This is a genomic window from Streptosporangium sp. G12, from assembly GCF_052983175.1.
This window is the reverse complement of the sequence record NZ_JBRIQO010000001.1, coordinates 488,751-501,642: the sequence shown is the minus strand read 5'-3', so window position 1 is coordinate 501,642 and position 12,892 is coordinate 488,751. Positions and strand designations below refer to the sequence as shown.

Annotated in this window: 10 protein-coding genes; 1 reads left to right on the top strand and 9 read right to left on the bottom strand. The window is 71.8% G+C overall.

Annotated elements, in window-relative coordinates; all coding sequences use genetic code 11:
* Window positions 1–3 precede the first annotated feature (3 nt).
* From ACVCAG_RS02085 to ACVCAG_RS02050, 8 genes are all read right to left on the bottom strand, one after another.
* Complete coding sequence (locus ACVCAG_RS02085) at window positions 4–315, bottom strand: AzlD domain-containing protein (RefSeq protein WP_440065043.1); 312 nt, start codon at window positions 313–315, stop codon at window positions 4–6.
* Window positions 312–992: an AzlC family ABC transporter permease gene (locus ACVCAG_RS02080; RefSeq protein ID WP_447189390.1), complete on the bottom strand. Its 681-nt coding sequence runs from the start codon at window positions 990–992 to the stop codon at window positions 312–314. The genes ACVCAG_RS02085 and ACVCAG_RS02080 overlap by 4 nt, the downstream gene beginning before the upstream one ends.
* A gap of 23 nt (window positions 993–1,015) precedes the next feature.
* Entirely contained in the window at window positions 1,016–1,852 is an 837-nt protein-coding gene (locus tag ACVCAG_RS02075) for an AraC family ligand binding domain-containing protein (RefSeq protein WP_440082002.1), read from the bottom strand.
* Entirely contained in the window at window positions 1,849–3,822 is a 1,974-nt protein-coding gene (locus ACVCAG_RS02070) for a protein kinase domain-containing protein (RefSeq protein ID WP_447189389.1), read from the bottom strand. Before ACVCAG_RS02070 ends, ACVCAG_RS02075 begins: the two co-directional genes overlap by 4 nt.
* Window positions 3,823–3,866: 44 nt before the next feature.
* Window positions 3,867–6,404 (bottom strand): protein kinase domain-containing protein, encoded by a 2,538-nt coding sequence (locus ACVCAG_RS02065; RefSeq protein ID WP_447189388.1) that lies wholly within the window; start codon window positions 6,402–6,404, stop codon window positions 3,867–3,869.
* A 589-nt stretch (window positions 6,405–6,993) separates the two neighbouring features.
* Window positions 6,994–7,134: a hypothetical protein gene (locus ACVCAG_RS02060; RefSeq protein ID WP_447189387.1), complete on the bottom strand. Its 141-nt coding sequence runs from the start codon at window positions 7,132–7,134 to the stop codon at window positions 6,994–6,996.
* 154 nt (window positions 7,135–7,288) lie between these two features.
* Window positions 7,289–7,603, bottom strand: a complete 315-nt coding sequence (locus ACVCAG_RS02055) for a hypothetical protein (protein ID WP_447189386.1) — start codon at window positions 7,601–7,603, stop codon at window positions 7,289–7,291.
* Between the two features lie 98 nt (window positions 7,604–7,701).
* A complete protein-coding gene (locus ACVCAG_RS02050; protein WP_447189385.1) occupies window positions 7,702–8,025 on the bottom strand; it encodes a PadR family transcriptional regulator in 324 nt (107 codons plus the stop codon).
* A 169-nt stretch (window positions 8,026–8,194) separates the two neighbouring features.
* Between ACVCAG_RS02050 and dnaE the strand changes: the two genes are divergently transcribed.
* Window positions 8,195–11,716, top strand: a complete 3,522-nt coding sequence (gene dnaE / locus ACVCAG_RS02045; RefSeq protein ID WP_440065035.1) for a DNA polymerase III subunit alpha — start codon at window positions 8,195–8,197, stop codon at window positions 11,714–11,716.
* A gap of 134 nt (window positions 11,717–11,850) precedes the next feature.
* On the opposite strand, the gene ACVCAG_RS02040 is transcribed toward dnaE, so the two are convergent.
* Window positions 11,851–12,606, bottom strand: a complete 756-nt coding sequence (locus tag ACVCAG_RS02040) for an SDR family oxidoreductase (RefSeq protein ID WP_447189384.1) — start codon at window positions 12,604–12,606, stop codon at window positions 11,851–11,853.
* Between the last annotated feature and the right edge of the window lie 286 nt (window positions 12,607–12,892).

Below are 12,892 nucleotides of genomic sequence, written 5' to 3'. Positions count from 1 at the left end.
AGCTCAGTTCAGCAGGTGGCGCAGCGCGGCGGTGACGACGGCCGCCGCCGCGAGGACGACCAGGAACGGGGCGCGCAGCAGCAGGGCCACGACGGCGGCGCCCATCCCCGCGGTGCGCGGCCAGTCGAGGTGCAGCGCCTGCCCGTCGCCGAAGGTCTGCACCGCGATCAGCGCCGCCAGCAGGGCCACCGGGACCAGTGTCGCGAAGCGCTGCACCCCGGGGTGGTCGAGGACCCGGCGCGGGGCCGACAGCCCGGCGAGCTTCAGCGCGTAACAGGCGGCGCAGGTGGCGACGACGGCCCACCAGATGGTCACTTGGGTCTCCTCAGGATCACCGCGAGCACGGCCACGGACGCGAGCAGCACGGGCACGCCCGGCGGGGTGAACGGGGTCGCGGCCAGCGCGACCGCCGCGCCGCAGCCCGCGATCAGGCGCAGCGCGCGGGCCTCGGCGCCGCTCCCGGTGAGCCGGGGCCACAGGATGGCGAGGAACGTCGCGGGACCGACCGCGTCCAGGCCGAACACCGCGGGGTCGGCCACCCAGGAGGTGCCCAGCGCGCCGACCAGGGTGGTGACGTTCCAGGTCAGATAGAGGCTGACGAAGGTGACCAGGAACGCCGTCCTGGCCGACTCCTCGTCCGGCTGGGCCAGGGTGACCGCCGTCGTCTCGTCGATCACCCCCTGGGCCGCCAGCGGCCGGCGCCAGCCCCGGATGTCGAGCACCCCGGCCATGCGGAGGCCGTACAGGCTGTTGCGGGCGCCCAGCAGCATCGCGCCGGCCGTGCCCGCGACCAGGTTGCCGCCGCCCGCGACGACGCCGACCAGGGCGAACTGCGAGGCGCCGGTGAAGGCGAACAGGCTCAGCACGCACGCCTGCGTCACGCTGAGCCCCGCGGTGACGGCCGCGGCGCCGAAGGCCACCCCCGCCAGGCCGACGGCGATCCCCACGCCCAGTCCGTCCCTGATCGCGGAGGAACGAGTGGTTGTTTCCATGGCAGGTGAGCTTAAATCCGGTTTCAAGCCCCGGTCTTGTACGTTCCTGCGCGCTGGTACGCGGCCGGCGGCACGCCCACCGTCCGGGTGAAGTGCCTGCTCAGGTGGGCCTGGTCGGTGAACCCCACATCCCCGGCGACCTGCGCGGGAGGTGTGCCGGCCTGGAGCAGCCGCCGGGCCCGGATGATCCGCAGCGTGTTCAGGTAGGCGTGCGGGGGAAGCCCGGTGGCCGCCTTGAAGGCCCGGATCAGGGTGAAGGGCCTCGCGTCCACCGCCCGCGCCAGGTCCTCGATCGTGGGCGGGTCGACGAGCCGCTCGTGCAGGATCTCCCGGGCACGCCGTACCGCAGGGTCGCCGTCCCGGTGGTACGGCGTGTCCGCGGGGCGGCGGGCGGCGTGCCGGCTGAGCAGGGCGGCGAAGGCCGTGCGGGCCAGCGTCGAGGAGGCGAGGTCGTCGCCTCCCTCCGCGGCGTCGTGCGCGGCCCGCAGCAGCGCGACGGTGGGCCGGTGGTAGGTGACGGTCTCGGGGAAGCAGGGCGTGCCGTGCCCGGCCATCAGCTCGGCGGCGATCCCGGAGACGAACTCGACCGAGGGGTACAGCACCCGGTAGGACCACCCGCCGGGAACGCCCGCGTAGCCGTCGTGCGCCTCCTCGGGGTTGAGCGTGCTGAGGCTGCCGGGGCCCGCGCGGTGCAGGGTGCCCCGGTAGGCGAACTCCTCCACCCCGGACAGGACCATCGCGATCGCGTAGCCCTCGTGCGCGTGCGGCGGGAAGCGGTGGGTCACGTATCTGGCCTTGAGGAGGTCCACCCCCGGCAGGGCCGGGGTGCGCCAGAAACGCGCCCTCTCCAGGCCGCTCACGGCCGGAAGGTCCTGGTGAACGTGTCGAAGAACGATCGGTCCCACCTGGACGCCGGGCTCTCCCAGTAGATCGCGTACGGCTTGTCGGCGAGGGTACGGAAGCCCCGGTCCAGGACGCGGGTGCGGACCCCGTTCTTGAGGTAGGTGAACTCCCAGTCGGCGGCCGGCACCCCCCGGTACACCAGCGGGGTGATGCCGATCCGCCGGTAACCGGGCCAGACGTTGTCGGCCGTCCCGGCCTTCTCCACCTTCTGCCAGTGCCTGACCGGGTTCTTCTCCGGGTCGTCGGTCGACTCGATCCACAGGAAAGCGCTCGCGCCGGGGGCGCGGAACTCCACCCTGTCGCGGCCGGCGAACCGCTTGACCCGCCAGTTGCCGGGCACCGCGACGGAGAAGCCCATCGGGTCGCGGTGCAGCCGCCAGCCCGCGGGGAGGGTCCTGGCCGGACGCGGCGTCAGCGTCGGGGCCGGCTCCGGAGTGGGGGTCGTCTCCGGCGGCGAGGTGGGCGAGGTGGGGGTGGGGTCGGTGGTCGGGGGCGTGACCTCGGCCTGGCCGTCACCGGTGTCCACCGTGGCGTCCATCTCCTGGAGGAACAGCCACCCGCCGACCCCGATCGTCACCGCGAGCGCGGGCACCCCGGCCAGGAGCGCCAGCCGCCCCGCCCTCGCCCGCCGCACGGGCTCGGCCCCCGCGTCCGTGGGCTGCTCCCGCCCCGGCCGGGAACCGGGAGGCGAGGGCTCGTGACCGTAGGCCTGCTGCCCGGGACGCGTGTACGGGGACTGGTCGTGGTACGGAGGCTGCTCGTGGCGCGCGTACGGCTCGGGAGGCGTGTACGGGGGCTGCTCGTGGCGCGCGTACGGCTCGGGAGGCGTGTACGGGGACTGCTCGGGCCACGTGCGCGGGGCCGGGGGGTGGGACCCCTCGGGCTGCGTGTGCCCGGCCGCGTACGGCGACCGCCCCGGGTACGTGGGCGCGGCCGGGTGCGGCGGTCGCCCCGGACCGCTCGGGGAGTCCCCGTACCCCGGCTGCCACGCGCCGCGCGCCGGGTCCTGACGCGGGGACGGGTCGGCGCGCGGCGGGTTGGTGTGGAACCCGGGAGAGGCGGGGGAGGCGTACGCCCGCTGCCCGGGATGCGCCGTTCGCCCGGAGACCGGCCCGGTGGAGGGGGAGGAGGCGCGGCCGAGCAGTGCCTCGACCTGGTCGGGGACCATCCGGGCGGCGGGGTCCCTGGCCATCAGGCCGAGGATCGCCGTCGGCAGCGGCCCGGAATGGGCCATGGGACTGGGCTCGCCGTGCAGGACGGCCATCATGGTGGCGGCGGCCGTGGCCCGCTCGAACGGAGGGCGGCCCTCCAGCGCCGCGTACAGCGTCGCGCCGAGCGACCACAGGTCCGACTCGGGGGTGGCGGGCAGCCCGTGCAGCCGCTCGGGCGGCAGGAACGCCGGGGTGCCGACCATCGCGCCCGTACGGGTGATGCCGGTCTCCTGCGTCATGGAGGCGATGCCGAAGTCGGTCAGCACCACCCGGCCGTCGTCGGCCAGCAGCACGTTCTCCGGCTTGACGTCGCGGTGCAGCACCCCCGCGGCGTGCGCGGCCCGCAGCGCGCCCAGCACGTGCAGCCCCACCGAGGCGACCCGCTCGGGCGGGAGCGGCCCGCCCGAGCGGACGATCTCACCCAGCGACCGGGACCGGACCAGCTGCATGACGATCCAGGGACGCCCGTCCTCCTCGACCACGTCGTGCACGATGACCACGGAGGGGTGGTCGAGGCGCCCGGCGGTCCTGGCCTCGCGGATGGTGCGCCGGTTCAGGTCGGTGCGCGCGGCCTCGTCGACCCCCCGGTAACGGACCTCCTTGACGGCCACCACCCGGTCGAGGAGCTCATCGTGGGCGCGCCAGACGATGCCCATGCCGCCCTCGCCGATGTGTTCGAGCAGCCGGTAGCGGCCCGCCACCTTTCTCTCCGCCATCCCGCCCTCCCAAGCTCACTGACCGCGGGCGGTAGGGCTCCCGCTCACTTCTTCGAGGAGAAGGTCGCGGTGAACCCCTCGAAGAGGTGCATGTTCTTCTTCGCGTTCTTGGCCAGGGTATGCCAGTAAATCGCATACCCCCGGCCGCCCTTGGTGACGAATCCCCGGTTGATCACGCGGGCCTTGCCCGAGCTGGTGTTCCAGGTGAACTCCCAGTCGGCGGCCTTCTCCATGTACTTGACGTTCGCGATCCGGACCCGCTGGTAGCCGGGGAACTTGCCCCGGACGGCCCCCTCCTGGTTCTCCCAGTCCTTCTTCGGGTCGGGGCCCGCCTTGTCGACGTACTCGACGAAGACGAAGCTCGTCCGGTCGGGACCGCGGAACCACACCTGCTGGCCGGGCCGTTTCTCCACGGCCCACCCCTTGGGCAGGCCGATCGAGAAGCCGTTGCTGTCCTTGTGCATCTTCCAGCCGGAGGGGAGGGGGGACTTCTCCTCCGTCTTGGTGGGGCTCGGGCTGGACGAGGGGGACTCCGACGGGGACGCCGAGGAGGACGGCGGCGACGTCTCCGGGTCCGGCGAGCCCTCCGGGGTCGTCTCGGCGGTGCCGCTCGGGGCGTTCGACGCGCTGGACGCGCCCGGGTCACCCGGCCTGGCCTGCGGGGTCTCGTCGCCGTCGCCGCTGCGCAGGCCGAGCCAGCCGGCGATCCCGCCGACGACGAGCAGCGCGGGCAGCAGCACCAGCAGCCCCCGCCTCACCGGGGAGCCGCCCGACTCTCGCGAGGCGAGCGTGTCGTGGTTCCCGGCGTAGGCGGGCGAGGGCTCCTCCCACGGAGCGGGCTCGGCCCTGGAGGCGGGCGCCGCGGCGGGCTCCGGCCTCGGCGCGGGCTCGCGCCCCACGGGCGGGAAGGGGTTGGGGCGCGCGGCGGGCCTCTGGCGCGCGGCTTCCGGCTCCCCGGCCGGCGGGGCGTCCTCGCGGCTCGCCCGGGGTGCGGGCTTCTTCCCGGCCGTGGCGCCGGGAGCCGCGCCGGAGGGCGCGGAGGACGCCGTGCCCGGCTTCGCCTCGCGGGCCGGTACGACGCCGGCGACGGGTTCGGGCTTCGGGTCGGCGGCGGGTCTCGGCTTGGGGGCGAACCTGGGCAGGACGGGGGACGCCGGGGACGCCGGGGACGCCGGGGACGCCGGGGACGCCGGGGACGCGGCCGCAGCCCCGGGCTTGGGACCGGGTTCGGGCTCCGGGGTGGGCCCGGGCTTCGGAGTGGTGGCGGGTCTCGGCTTGGGGGCGAACCTGGACAGGATCGGCGGTGCGGCCTCGGCGGGGGCCGCCGGGGACACGGGTGTGCCCTTGCCGGCGGGGCGGCCGGCCTTCGAGCCCGCCCCCGCCTTGGAACCCGGTGAACCCGCTCCGGCATCCGGGACGGGGGAGCCGGCTTCGGCCGCGGCTTCGGAAGCCCGGCCGCCCTTCGCGCTGGGTGCGTCCTTCGCCGGTGCCGGCTCGGCCTTCTCCCCGGAAGCGGCCGCCGCGGGGGCGGACTCCTGCCGTGCGTCCGCGGCGGGCGCCTTCGCGGCGGCCTTCCGCTGCTCCTCGCGGCGCGCGGGCGGGGGAGAGGCGTCCTTCTTCGCACCCGGGCGCGCGGCGTCCAGCTTCGCGCCCGTCTCGGGGACGGCGCCGGGCTGGAAGCCGATCCCGGGGTCGGTCTCGTCCGCCGGGTTCACGGCCGGCATGACGGCGGTCCTGGCGGGCCGGTCCCGGTTGCCCTCGCCCTCGGCCACCCTGCGCAGCAGCCGCTCGGCCTCCTTGTAGGGCATGCGCAGCGCCGGGTCCTTGCGGAGCAGCCCTTCGAGGACCGGGGCCAGCGGCCCGGCGCGGAGCGGGGGTTCGGGCTCGTCGTTCAGGATGGCGTGCATGGTCGGCAGCGCCCCGCCCCGGTCGTGCGGCGGCTTGCCCTCGACGGCGGCGTACAGGGTCGCGCCGAGCGACCACAGGTCGGACTCGCGCTGCGCGCTGCCGCCCTTGATGCGTTCCGGCGGGATGAACGCGGGGGTGCCCGCGATGCCGGTCATGGTCAGCGCGGTCTCGGCCTCGAGGGTCGCGATGCCGAAGTCGGTCAGCACCACCCGGCCGTCGTCGGCCAGCAGGACGTTCTCCGGCTTGACGTCGCGGTGCAGCACTCCCTGGGCGTGGGCGGCGCGCAGCGCCTCCAGCAGCTTGAGGCCGATCTCCGCGACCCGCTGCGGCGGCAGCGGCCCGTCCTGGCGCAGCACCTTGCCGAGGGAGCGCGACTCCACCAGCTGCATGACGATCCAGGGACGCCCGTCCTCCTCGACGACGTCGTGGACGACCACCACGTTCGGGTGCGTCAGGCGCCCGGCGGCACGCGCCTCGCGCTTGGTGCGCCGGTTGAAGTCCTCCTGGTTGTCCTCGCCGAGCATGTCGGCGTAACGGACCTCCTTGATCGCGACCTCACGGTCGAGGAGCTCGTCATGGGCCCGCCACACGATGCCCATGCCACCCCGGCCGATGGCTTCGAGCAGCTGGTAGCGGGAGGCGACACGGCGCCCCTCGGGCTGTGCTTCGGCCATCAACCGGCTTACCTCCTTCTGAACCCCCGAATACTCTCATAGCCCGGTAAAGTGATCGACTCACACGCCGTAGAAAAGTCCACATCCTGAGATTTGATGTCCAGTACGTGGCGGATGTCGGGAAGATGGCCTGGGGTCGGGTGCCTGACCTGTCACTTCGCGGTAACCAGGCCGGCGCCGGGGAGCCGGTCGTGACAGTGTCGAACCGGCGACCGGCCGGAGCCGGCGCGAGGCGGAGACGCGAGGTCCCTGCCCTTCTCTCATTTCCGAAGTCCCTTTCCGCGCGATCGCCGGCTCGTGAGACGCGCCGGGCGAACACGGGGAGCCTCGTGTCGTCCCCATGTCGTCCACCGCACAGTGCACGGTACACATGAAACACGCGGCGGTACGGCGTGGCGCGCTCACGGTTGGCGCGGGACCGGCAGTGGTGGTCGGCGCGGCCCGAATGCGCGACACCGGGGATACCGGCCCGAGCCGGGACATGCCGAATGGCCGCTCGCGGCCGTGAAGCGGCGGGCGGCCGGGGGCCGGACGGTTCGGATCGGTCAGACCGGATGGTTCGGGGCCGGAAGGCTCGGGAGCGGTCGGCTCAGGAGCGGACAGGGCCGGACGAGCCGTCGGGGCCAGGTGAGCCATCGGGGAGCAGGCCGTGCTTGGCGAGCATCCGATGGCGGAGGATCTCCCGCCGGAACCTGGCCGCCAGGTAGCTGACCGGTAGGAAGAAGCCCATGTAGAAATACCACAGGCCGTTGTGGAGCCGGGGGCCCAGGAACGTTTCGGACAGGCCGGTGAGCTCGAGCAGCAGCAGGGGGGGCGCCGACCACGAGGATCGTCCACAGGAACTCGCGCTCGACGAGGAGGCGGCCGGCGAGATCGTCGCGGACTCAGCCGAGGTGTCGGGCGGGCAGTCGCACGCGGAACAGGCGGTAGAGCGCCAGTCGCCACTCCGGGGGACGCTCGCGCAGGCGTTGGAGCAGACCGCCGCGCACGACGTCGAGGGTGTCGCGGAGGGAGGGCGCGTTCCGGCCGGGCTCCGCGAGTTCCAGCAGGGTGGCGACGATCTCCTCCCCCCGGGTCTTCCGGTAGCGCGGAGGGTAGGCGCGTATCAGCCGTCGGCAGCGGCGTTCGTAGGCGTTCGTCTCGCCCTCGTTCGGGAGGTCGCTGTTCGAGAGGTCGCCGTTCATCTCGTCCCCGTTCATCTCGTCCTCGTTTGGAAGGTCTTCCTGTGGAAGGTCCTCGTTCGGAAGGTCCCGGGCCGGTGAGCCGCCGGAAGCGCCCGGGTCACGGAGCCCCCGGATCACAAGGTGCCCGGCCGGAGGTCGAGCCGGCGCCGGGCGGTGGCGGCGAGGCGGGTCAGCCGGGAGGTCTCCTCGGCCAGGACCGTGCGGCCCTGGCCCTTGAGGCCGTAGTAGCGCCGGTGGCGGCCGTCGACGACCTCCTCCTTGACCACGGCGACCAGGCCCTCTCCCGCCAGGCGATCCAGGGCGCCGTAGAGGGTGCCCGCGCCGAGCCGCACGCGGTCCTCGGACAGCTCGCGCACCGTCTTGATCACGCCGTACCCGTGCAGCGGGCCCTCGGACAGGGCCAGCAGGATCAGGTAGCTCTGCTCGCGTAGTACCATATACGATATATATCGTTATCCGTACTATGAATCAAGGGTAGGCCTCGCGCCGGGAGCGTCCCGGGCCCCGCCGGGGGAGAGGCGACCCGGAGCGCATGAGTCACTTTCGAAACTCAGATTTGGATACGCTTTCCCCGCCGACGGTGCGACTAGGGGAGGACGGGGCCGCATGTCAGACTCGTTTGTGCATCTGCACGTTCACACGGAATACTCCATGCTGGATGGAGCCGCCCGTTTGAAGCAGATGTTCAAACAGGTCGGTGACCTGGGCATGCCGGCCATCGCGATCACCGACCACGGCAACATGCACGGCGCCTACGACTTCTACAAGCAGGCGACCGGTGCCGGGATCAAGCCGATCATCGGCATCGAGGCCTACGTCGCCCCCGCCTCCCGGCACCAGAAGAAGCCGGTGCTGTGGGGCGAGCCGCACCAGAAGCGCGACGACGTCTCGGCGGGTGGCTACTACACCCACATGACCATCTGGGCGAAGAACGCCACGGGCCTGGGCAACCTGATGAAGCTCTCCTCGCGCGCCTACACCGAGGGCTTCGTCCGCAAGTGGGCCCGGATGGACGCCGAGATCCTCGCCGAGCACTCCGAGGGCCTGATGGCCACCACCGGCTGCCCGTCGGGCGAGGTGCAGACCCGCCTGCGCCTGGGCCAGTACGACGAGGCGGTCGCCGCGGCGGCCAGGTTCCAGGACCTGTTCGGCAAGGACAACTACTACCTGGAGATCATGGATCACGGGCTCGACATCGAGCGCCGGGTCCGCGACGGCCTGACCCGCATCTCGCGTGAGCTGGACATCCCGCCGCTGGTCACCAACGACTCCCACTACACCTACGAGTCGGACGCGACCTCCCACGACGCGCTCCTGTGCATCCAGACCGGCAAGCAGCTGTCCGACCCCGACCGCTTCCGCTTCGACGGCAGCGGTTACTACATCAAGAACGCCGACGAGATGCGCGCCGTCGACTCCTCCGACCTGTGGGCGGAGGGCTGCCGCAACACGCTGCTGGTCGCCGAGAAGGTCGACCCGACCGGCATGTTCGGCTTCAAGAACCTGATGCCCACCTTCCCGATCCCCGAGGGGGAGACCGAGGAGAGCTGGTTCCGCAAGGAGATCTGGCGGGGCATGGAGCGGCGCTTCCCCGAGGGCGTCGACGAGGAGCACCGCGCCCAGATCGAGTTCGAGATGAACGTCATCCTGCAGATGGGGTTCCCCTCCTACTTCCTCGTGGTCGCCGACTTCATCATGTGGGCCAAGAACAACGGCATCCGGGTCGGACCTGGCCGTGGTTCGGCGGCGGGCTCGCTGGCCGCGTACGCGCTGGGCATCACCGACCTCGACCCGCTGCCGCACGGCCTGATCTTCGAGCGGTTCCTCAACCCCGACCGCGTCTCCATGCCCGACGTCGACATCGACTTCGACGAGCGCCGGCGCGGCGACGTGATCCGCTACGTGACCGAGAAGTACGGCGCCGACAAGGTCGCCATGATCGCCACCTTCGGCACCATCAAGGCGAAGGCGGCCATCAAGGACGCGGCCCGCGTCCTCGGGCACCCGTACGCGCTGGGCGACAAGGTCTCCAAGGCGTTCCCGCCCGCGGTGATGGGCAAGGACATCCCGCTGTCGGGCATCTTCGACAAGGACCACCCGCGCTACAACGAGGCGGGCGAGCTGCGCAGGCTGTACGAGGAGGACGTCGACGTCAAGTCGGCCATCGACCTCGGCAGGGGCCTGGAGGGCCTGATCCGGCAGACCGGCGTGCACGCCGCCGGCGTGATCATGTCCTCGGAGGTGCTGACCGACTACATCCCGATCATGCGCCGCGACTCCGACGGTGTGATCATCACGCAGTTCGACTATCCGACCTGCGAGACGCTCGGCCTGCTGAAGATGGACTTCCTGGGCCTGCGCAACCTCACGATCATCGACGACTGCCTGAAGGCCATCGAGGTCAACACCGGCACCAAGATCGATCTGCTCGACCTGCCCCTGGACGACGTCAAGACCTACGAGCTGCTGGCCAGGGGTGACACGCTCGGCGTGTTCCAGGTCGACGGCGGCGGCATGCGCTCGCTGCTGCGGCTGATGCGTCCCGACAACTTCGAGGACATCTCGGCGGCGCTCGCGCTGTACCGGCCGGGTCCGATGGGCGCCAACTCCCACACCAACTACGCGATGCGCAAGAACGGCCAGCAGGAGATCACCCCGATCCACCCCGAGCTGGAGGAACCGCTCAAGGAGATCCTCGACACGACCTACGGCCTGATCGTCTACCAGGAGCAGGTCATGGCCATCGCGCAGAAGGTCGCCGGGTTCTCGCTCGGCAAGGCCGACCTGCTGCGCCGCGCGATGGGCAAGAAGAAGAAGTCGGAGCTGGACAAGCAGTACGAGTTCTTCGAGCAGGGCATGAAGGACAACGGCTACTCGGCCGCCGCGATCAAGGCCCTGTGGGACATCCTGCTGCCCTTCTCCGACTACGCCTTCAACAAGGCGCACACCGCCGCCTACGGCCTGGTCTGCTACTGGACCGGCTATCTCAAGGCCAACTACCCGGCCGAGTACATGGCCGCCCTGCTGACCTCGGTCAAGGACGACAAGGACAAGTCGGCCCTCTACCTCAACGAGTGCCGCCGCATGGGCATCAAGGTGCTCCCGCCGGACGTCAACGACTCCGACTTCGACTTCACCCCGCGCGGCACCGACGTCCGGTTCGGCCTGTCGGCGATCCGCAACGTCGGTGGCAATGTGGTCGACGGGATCATCGCCGCGCGCAAGGAGAAGACCCGCTTCGCCGACTTCAAGGACTTCCTGCGCAAGGTTCCCATGGTGGTCTGCAACAAGCGGGTCATCGAGTCGCTGGTCAAGGCCGGTGCGTTCGACTCCTTCGGGCACGTGCGCAAGGGCCTGGTGATGATCCACGAGCAGGCCGTCGACAGCATCATCGGGATCAAGAAGAACGAGGCCCAGGGACAGGACTCCCTGTTCGGCGCCGTCGAGGGCGCCGAGGACGAGACCTTCGACGTGCAGATCCCGCTGGGCGAGTGGGACAAGAACACCCTGCTGCAGTTCGAGCGGGAGATGCTCGGCCTGTACGTCTCCGACCACCCGCTCTTCGGTGTGGAGCACATCCTCGCCTCCGGCGCCGACTGCTCGATCGCCTCGCTGCAGGACGAGCACCGTACCGACGGCCAGGTCGTCACCGTCGGCGGCATCCTGAGCGGCCTGCAGCGCAAGGTCACCAAGAAGGGCGACACCTGGGTCCTGACCCAGCTGGAGGACCTGGAGGGCGCGATCGAGGTGATGATCTTCCCGTCCGCGTACCAGCTCTGCGCGACGGTGCTCGCCGAGGACGCGATCGTGTTCGTCAAGGGGCGCCTGGACAAGCGCGAGGACGTCGGGAAGATCATCGCGATGGAGGTGACGGCCCCCGACCTGACCCGCGAGGCCGGTGGCCCGCTGGCCGTCAGCCTCGCCCTGGCCCGCTGCACCCCGCCGGTGGTCGGCCGCCTCAAGGAGGTGCTGACCGCGCACCCCGGCACCACCGAGGTGCACCTTCAGGTCCACAACGGTCCGAAGACCACGATCGTGCGCCTCGACGACCGCCTGCGGGTGTCGCCGTCCCCGGCCCTGATGGGCGACCTGAAGCAGCTCCTCGGCCCCGCCTGCCTCGGGGCCTGAGAGCCGGCGGGCCCGCGTCCTCGCGCGGGGGGCGGGCAGGCGCCGGACGGCGCGGTTCCGCCCCCCGCGGCATGGTGAGCGCCGCCTGTCAGGCGGTTGATCTCAACCTGGGCATGGAGCCGCCTTTCGTCGGCCTACTTTCCGGTGGCGCTCCGGTCGAGCCAGTCGCGGTAGCGGATCCGCCCCAGGGAGGCGCCGTCATCGGGCACCAGCGTGCGCTCGCTCGGCACGCTGCCGAAGTAGTGCGCCTGCGGGTCGGTGACCACCTCGCGCGGGTCGCCCCAGGCGGCCAAGGCCTCCCGGAAGAAGTCGTCCATCCGGAACCGCTCGGGCCCGCCGACCTCCATCCTGCCGTTCAGCGGCGATCCCACCGCGACCCGGCCGACCGCCTGGGCGACGTCATCGCCCGCCATGGGCTGGAAGAGCACGGGCGCCATCCGCACCCGGTCGCCGTCCGTGGCCTCGTCGGCGATGCGCCGGACGAACTCGAAGAACTGGGTCGCGTGCACGAGCGAGAACGGGATCGACGACTCCGCGATCAGCTTCTCCTGAGCGATCTTCGCTCGGAAGTAGGCGTTGCCGGGCGGCCGTTCCGTACCCACCACCGACAGCGCGACGTGGTGGCCGACGCCGGCCTCCGCCTCCGCGGCGAGCAGGTTGCGGGTGGAGGTGGTGAAGAAATCCATCACGGCGGTTTCCTCGAAGGAGGGGGAGTTCGACACGTCGATCACCACCTGCGCGCCCTTCAGCACCTCGGCCAGCCCTTCACCGGTGAGGGTGTTGACTCCGGTGTTCGGCGCCGCCGCCACCGCCTCGTGACCGTGCTCCCTCAGCTTCGTCACGAGCTTCGACCCGATGAGACCGGTCCCGCCGACTACCACGATCTTCATGGTGAACCTTTCCGTCCGCCGGGGCGCTCGCTCGCCCTCGGTCTCCAGCTAGGACAGGACGGCCCTGCGGCCTGTGACAGATCCTGCGGAAAGTTTTCAGTGCCCACGCCGCCCACGCCGCCCACGCCGCCCACGCCGCCCACGCCGCCCACGCCGCCCACGCCGCCCACGCCGCCCACGCCGCCCACGCCGCCCACGCCGCCCACGCCGCCCACGCCGGGGTGTGGCCGGGCCGGCCCCTGCCGAAGGCGTTGCTCACCGGTGGCGGGCGGCGGGCGCAGTGTGC

Excerpts from the sequence above, each read along its gene's own strand:
- ACVCAG_RS02080 (WP_447189390.1), bottom strand. The coding sequence starts at position 992 with ATGGAAACAACCACTCGTTCCTCCGCGATCAGGGACGGACTGGGCGTG.
- ACVCAG_RS02070 (WP_447189389.1), bottom strand. The coding sequence starts at position 3,822 with ATGGCGGAGAGAAAGGTGGCGGGCCGCTACCGGCTGCTCGAACACATC.
- ACVCAG_RS02065 (WP_447189388.1), bottom strand. The coding sequence starts at position 6,404 with ATGGCCGAAGCACAGCCCGAGGGGCGCCGTGTCGCCTCCCGCTACCAG.
- ACVCAG_RS02060 (WP_447189387.1), bottom strand. The coding sequence starts at position 7,134 with ATGGGCTTCTTCCTACCGGTCAGCTACCTGGCGGCCAGGTTCCGGCGG.
- ACVCAG_RS02055 (WP_447189386.1), bottom strand. The coding sequence starts at position 7,603 with ATGAACGGGGACGAGATGAACGGCGACCTCTCGAACAGCGACCTCCCG.
- ACVCAG_RS02050 (WP_447189385.1), bottom strand. The coding sequence starts at position 8,025 with ATGGTACTACGCGAGCAGAGCTACCTGATCCTGCTGGCCCTGTCCGAG.
- dnaE (WP_440065035.1), top strand. The coding sequence starts at position 8,195 with ATGTCAGACTCGTTTGTGCATCTGCACGTTCACACGGAATACTCCATG.
- ACVCAG_RS02040 (WP_447189384.1), bottom strand. The coding sequence starts at position 12,606 with ATGAAGATCGTGGTAGTCGGCGGGACCGGTCTCATCGGGTCGAAGCTC.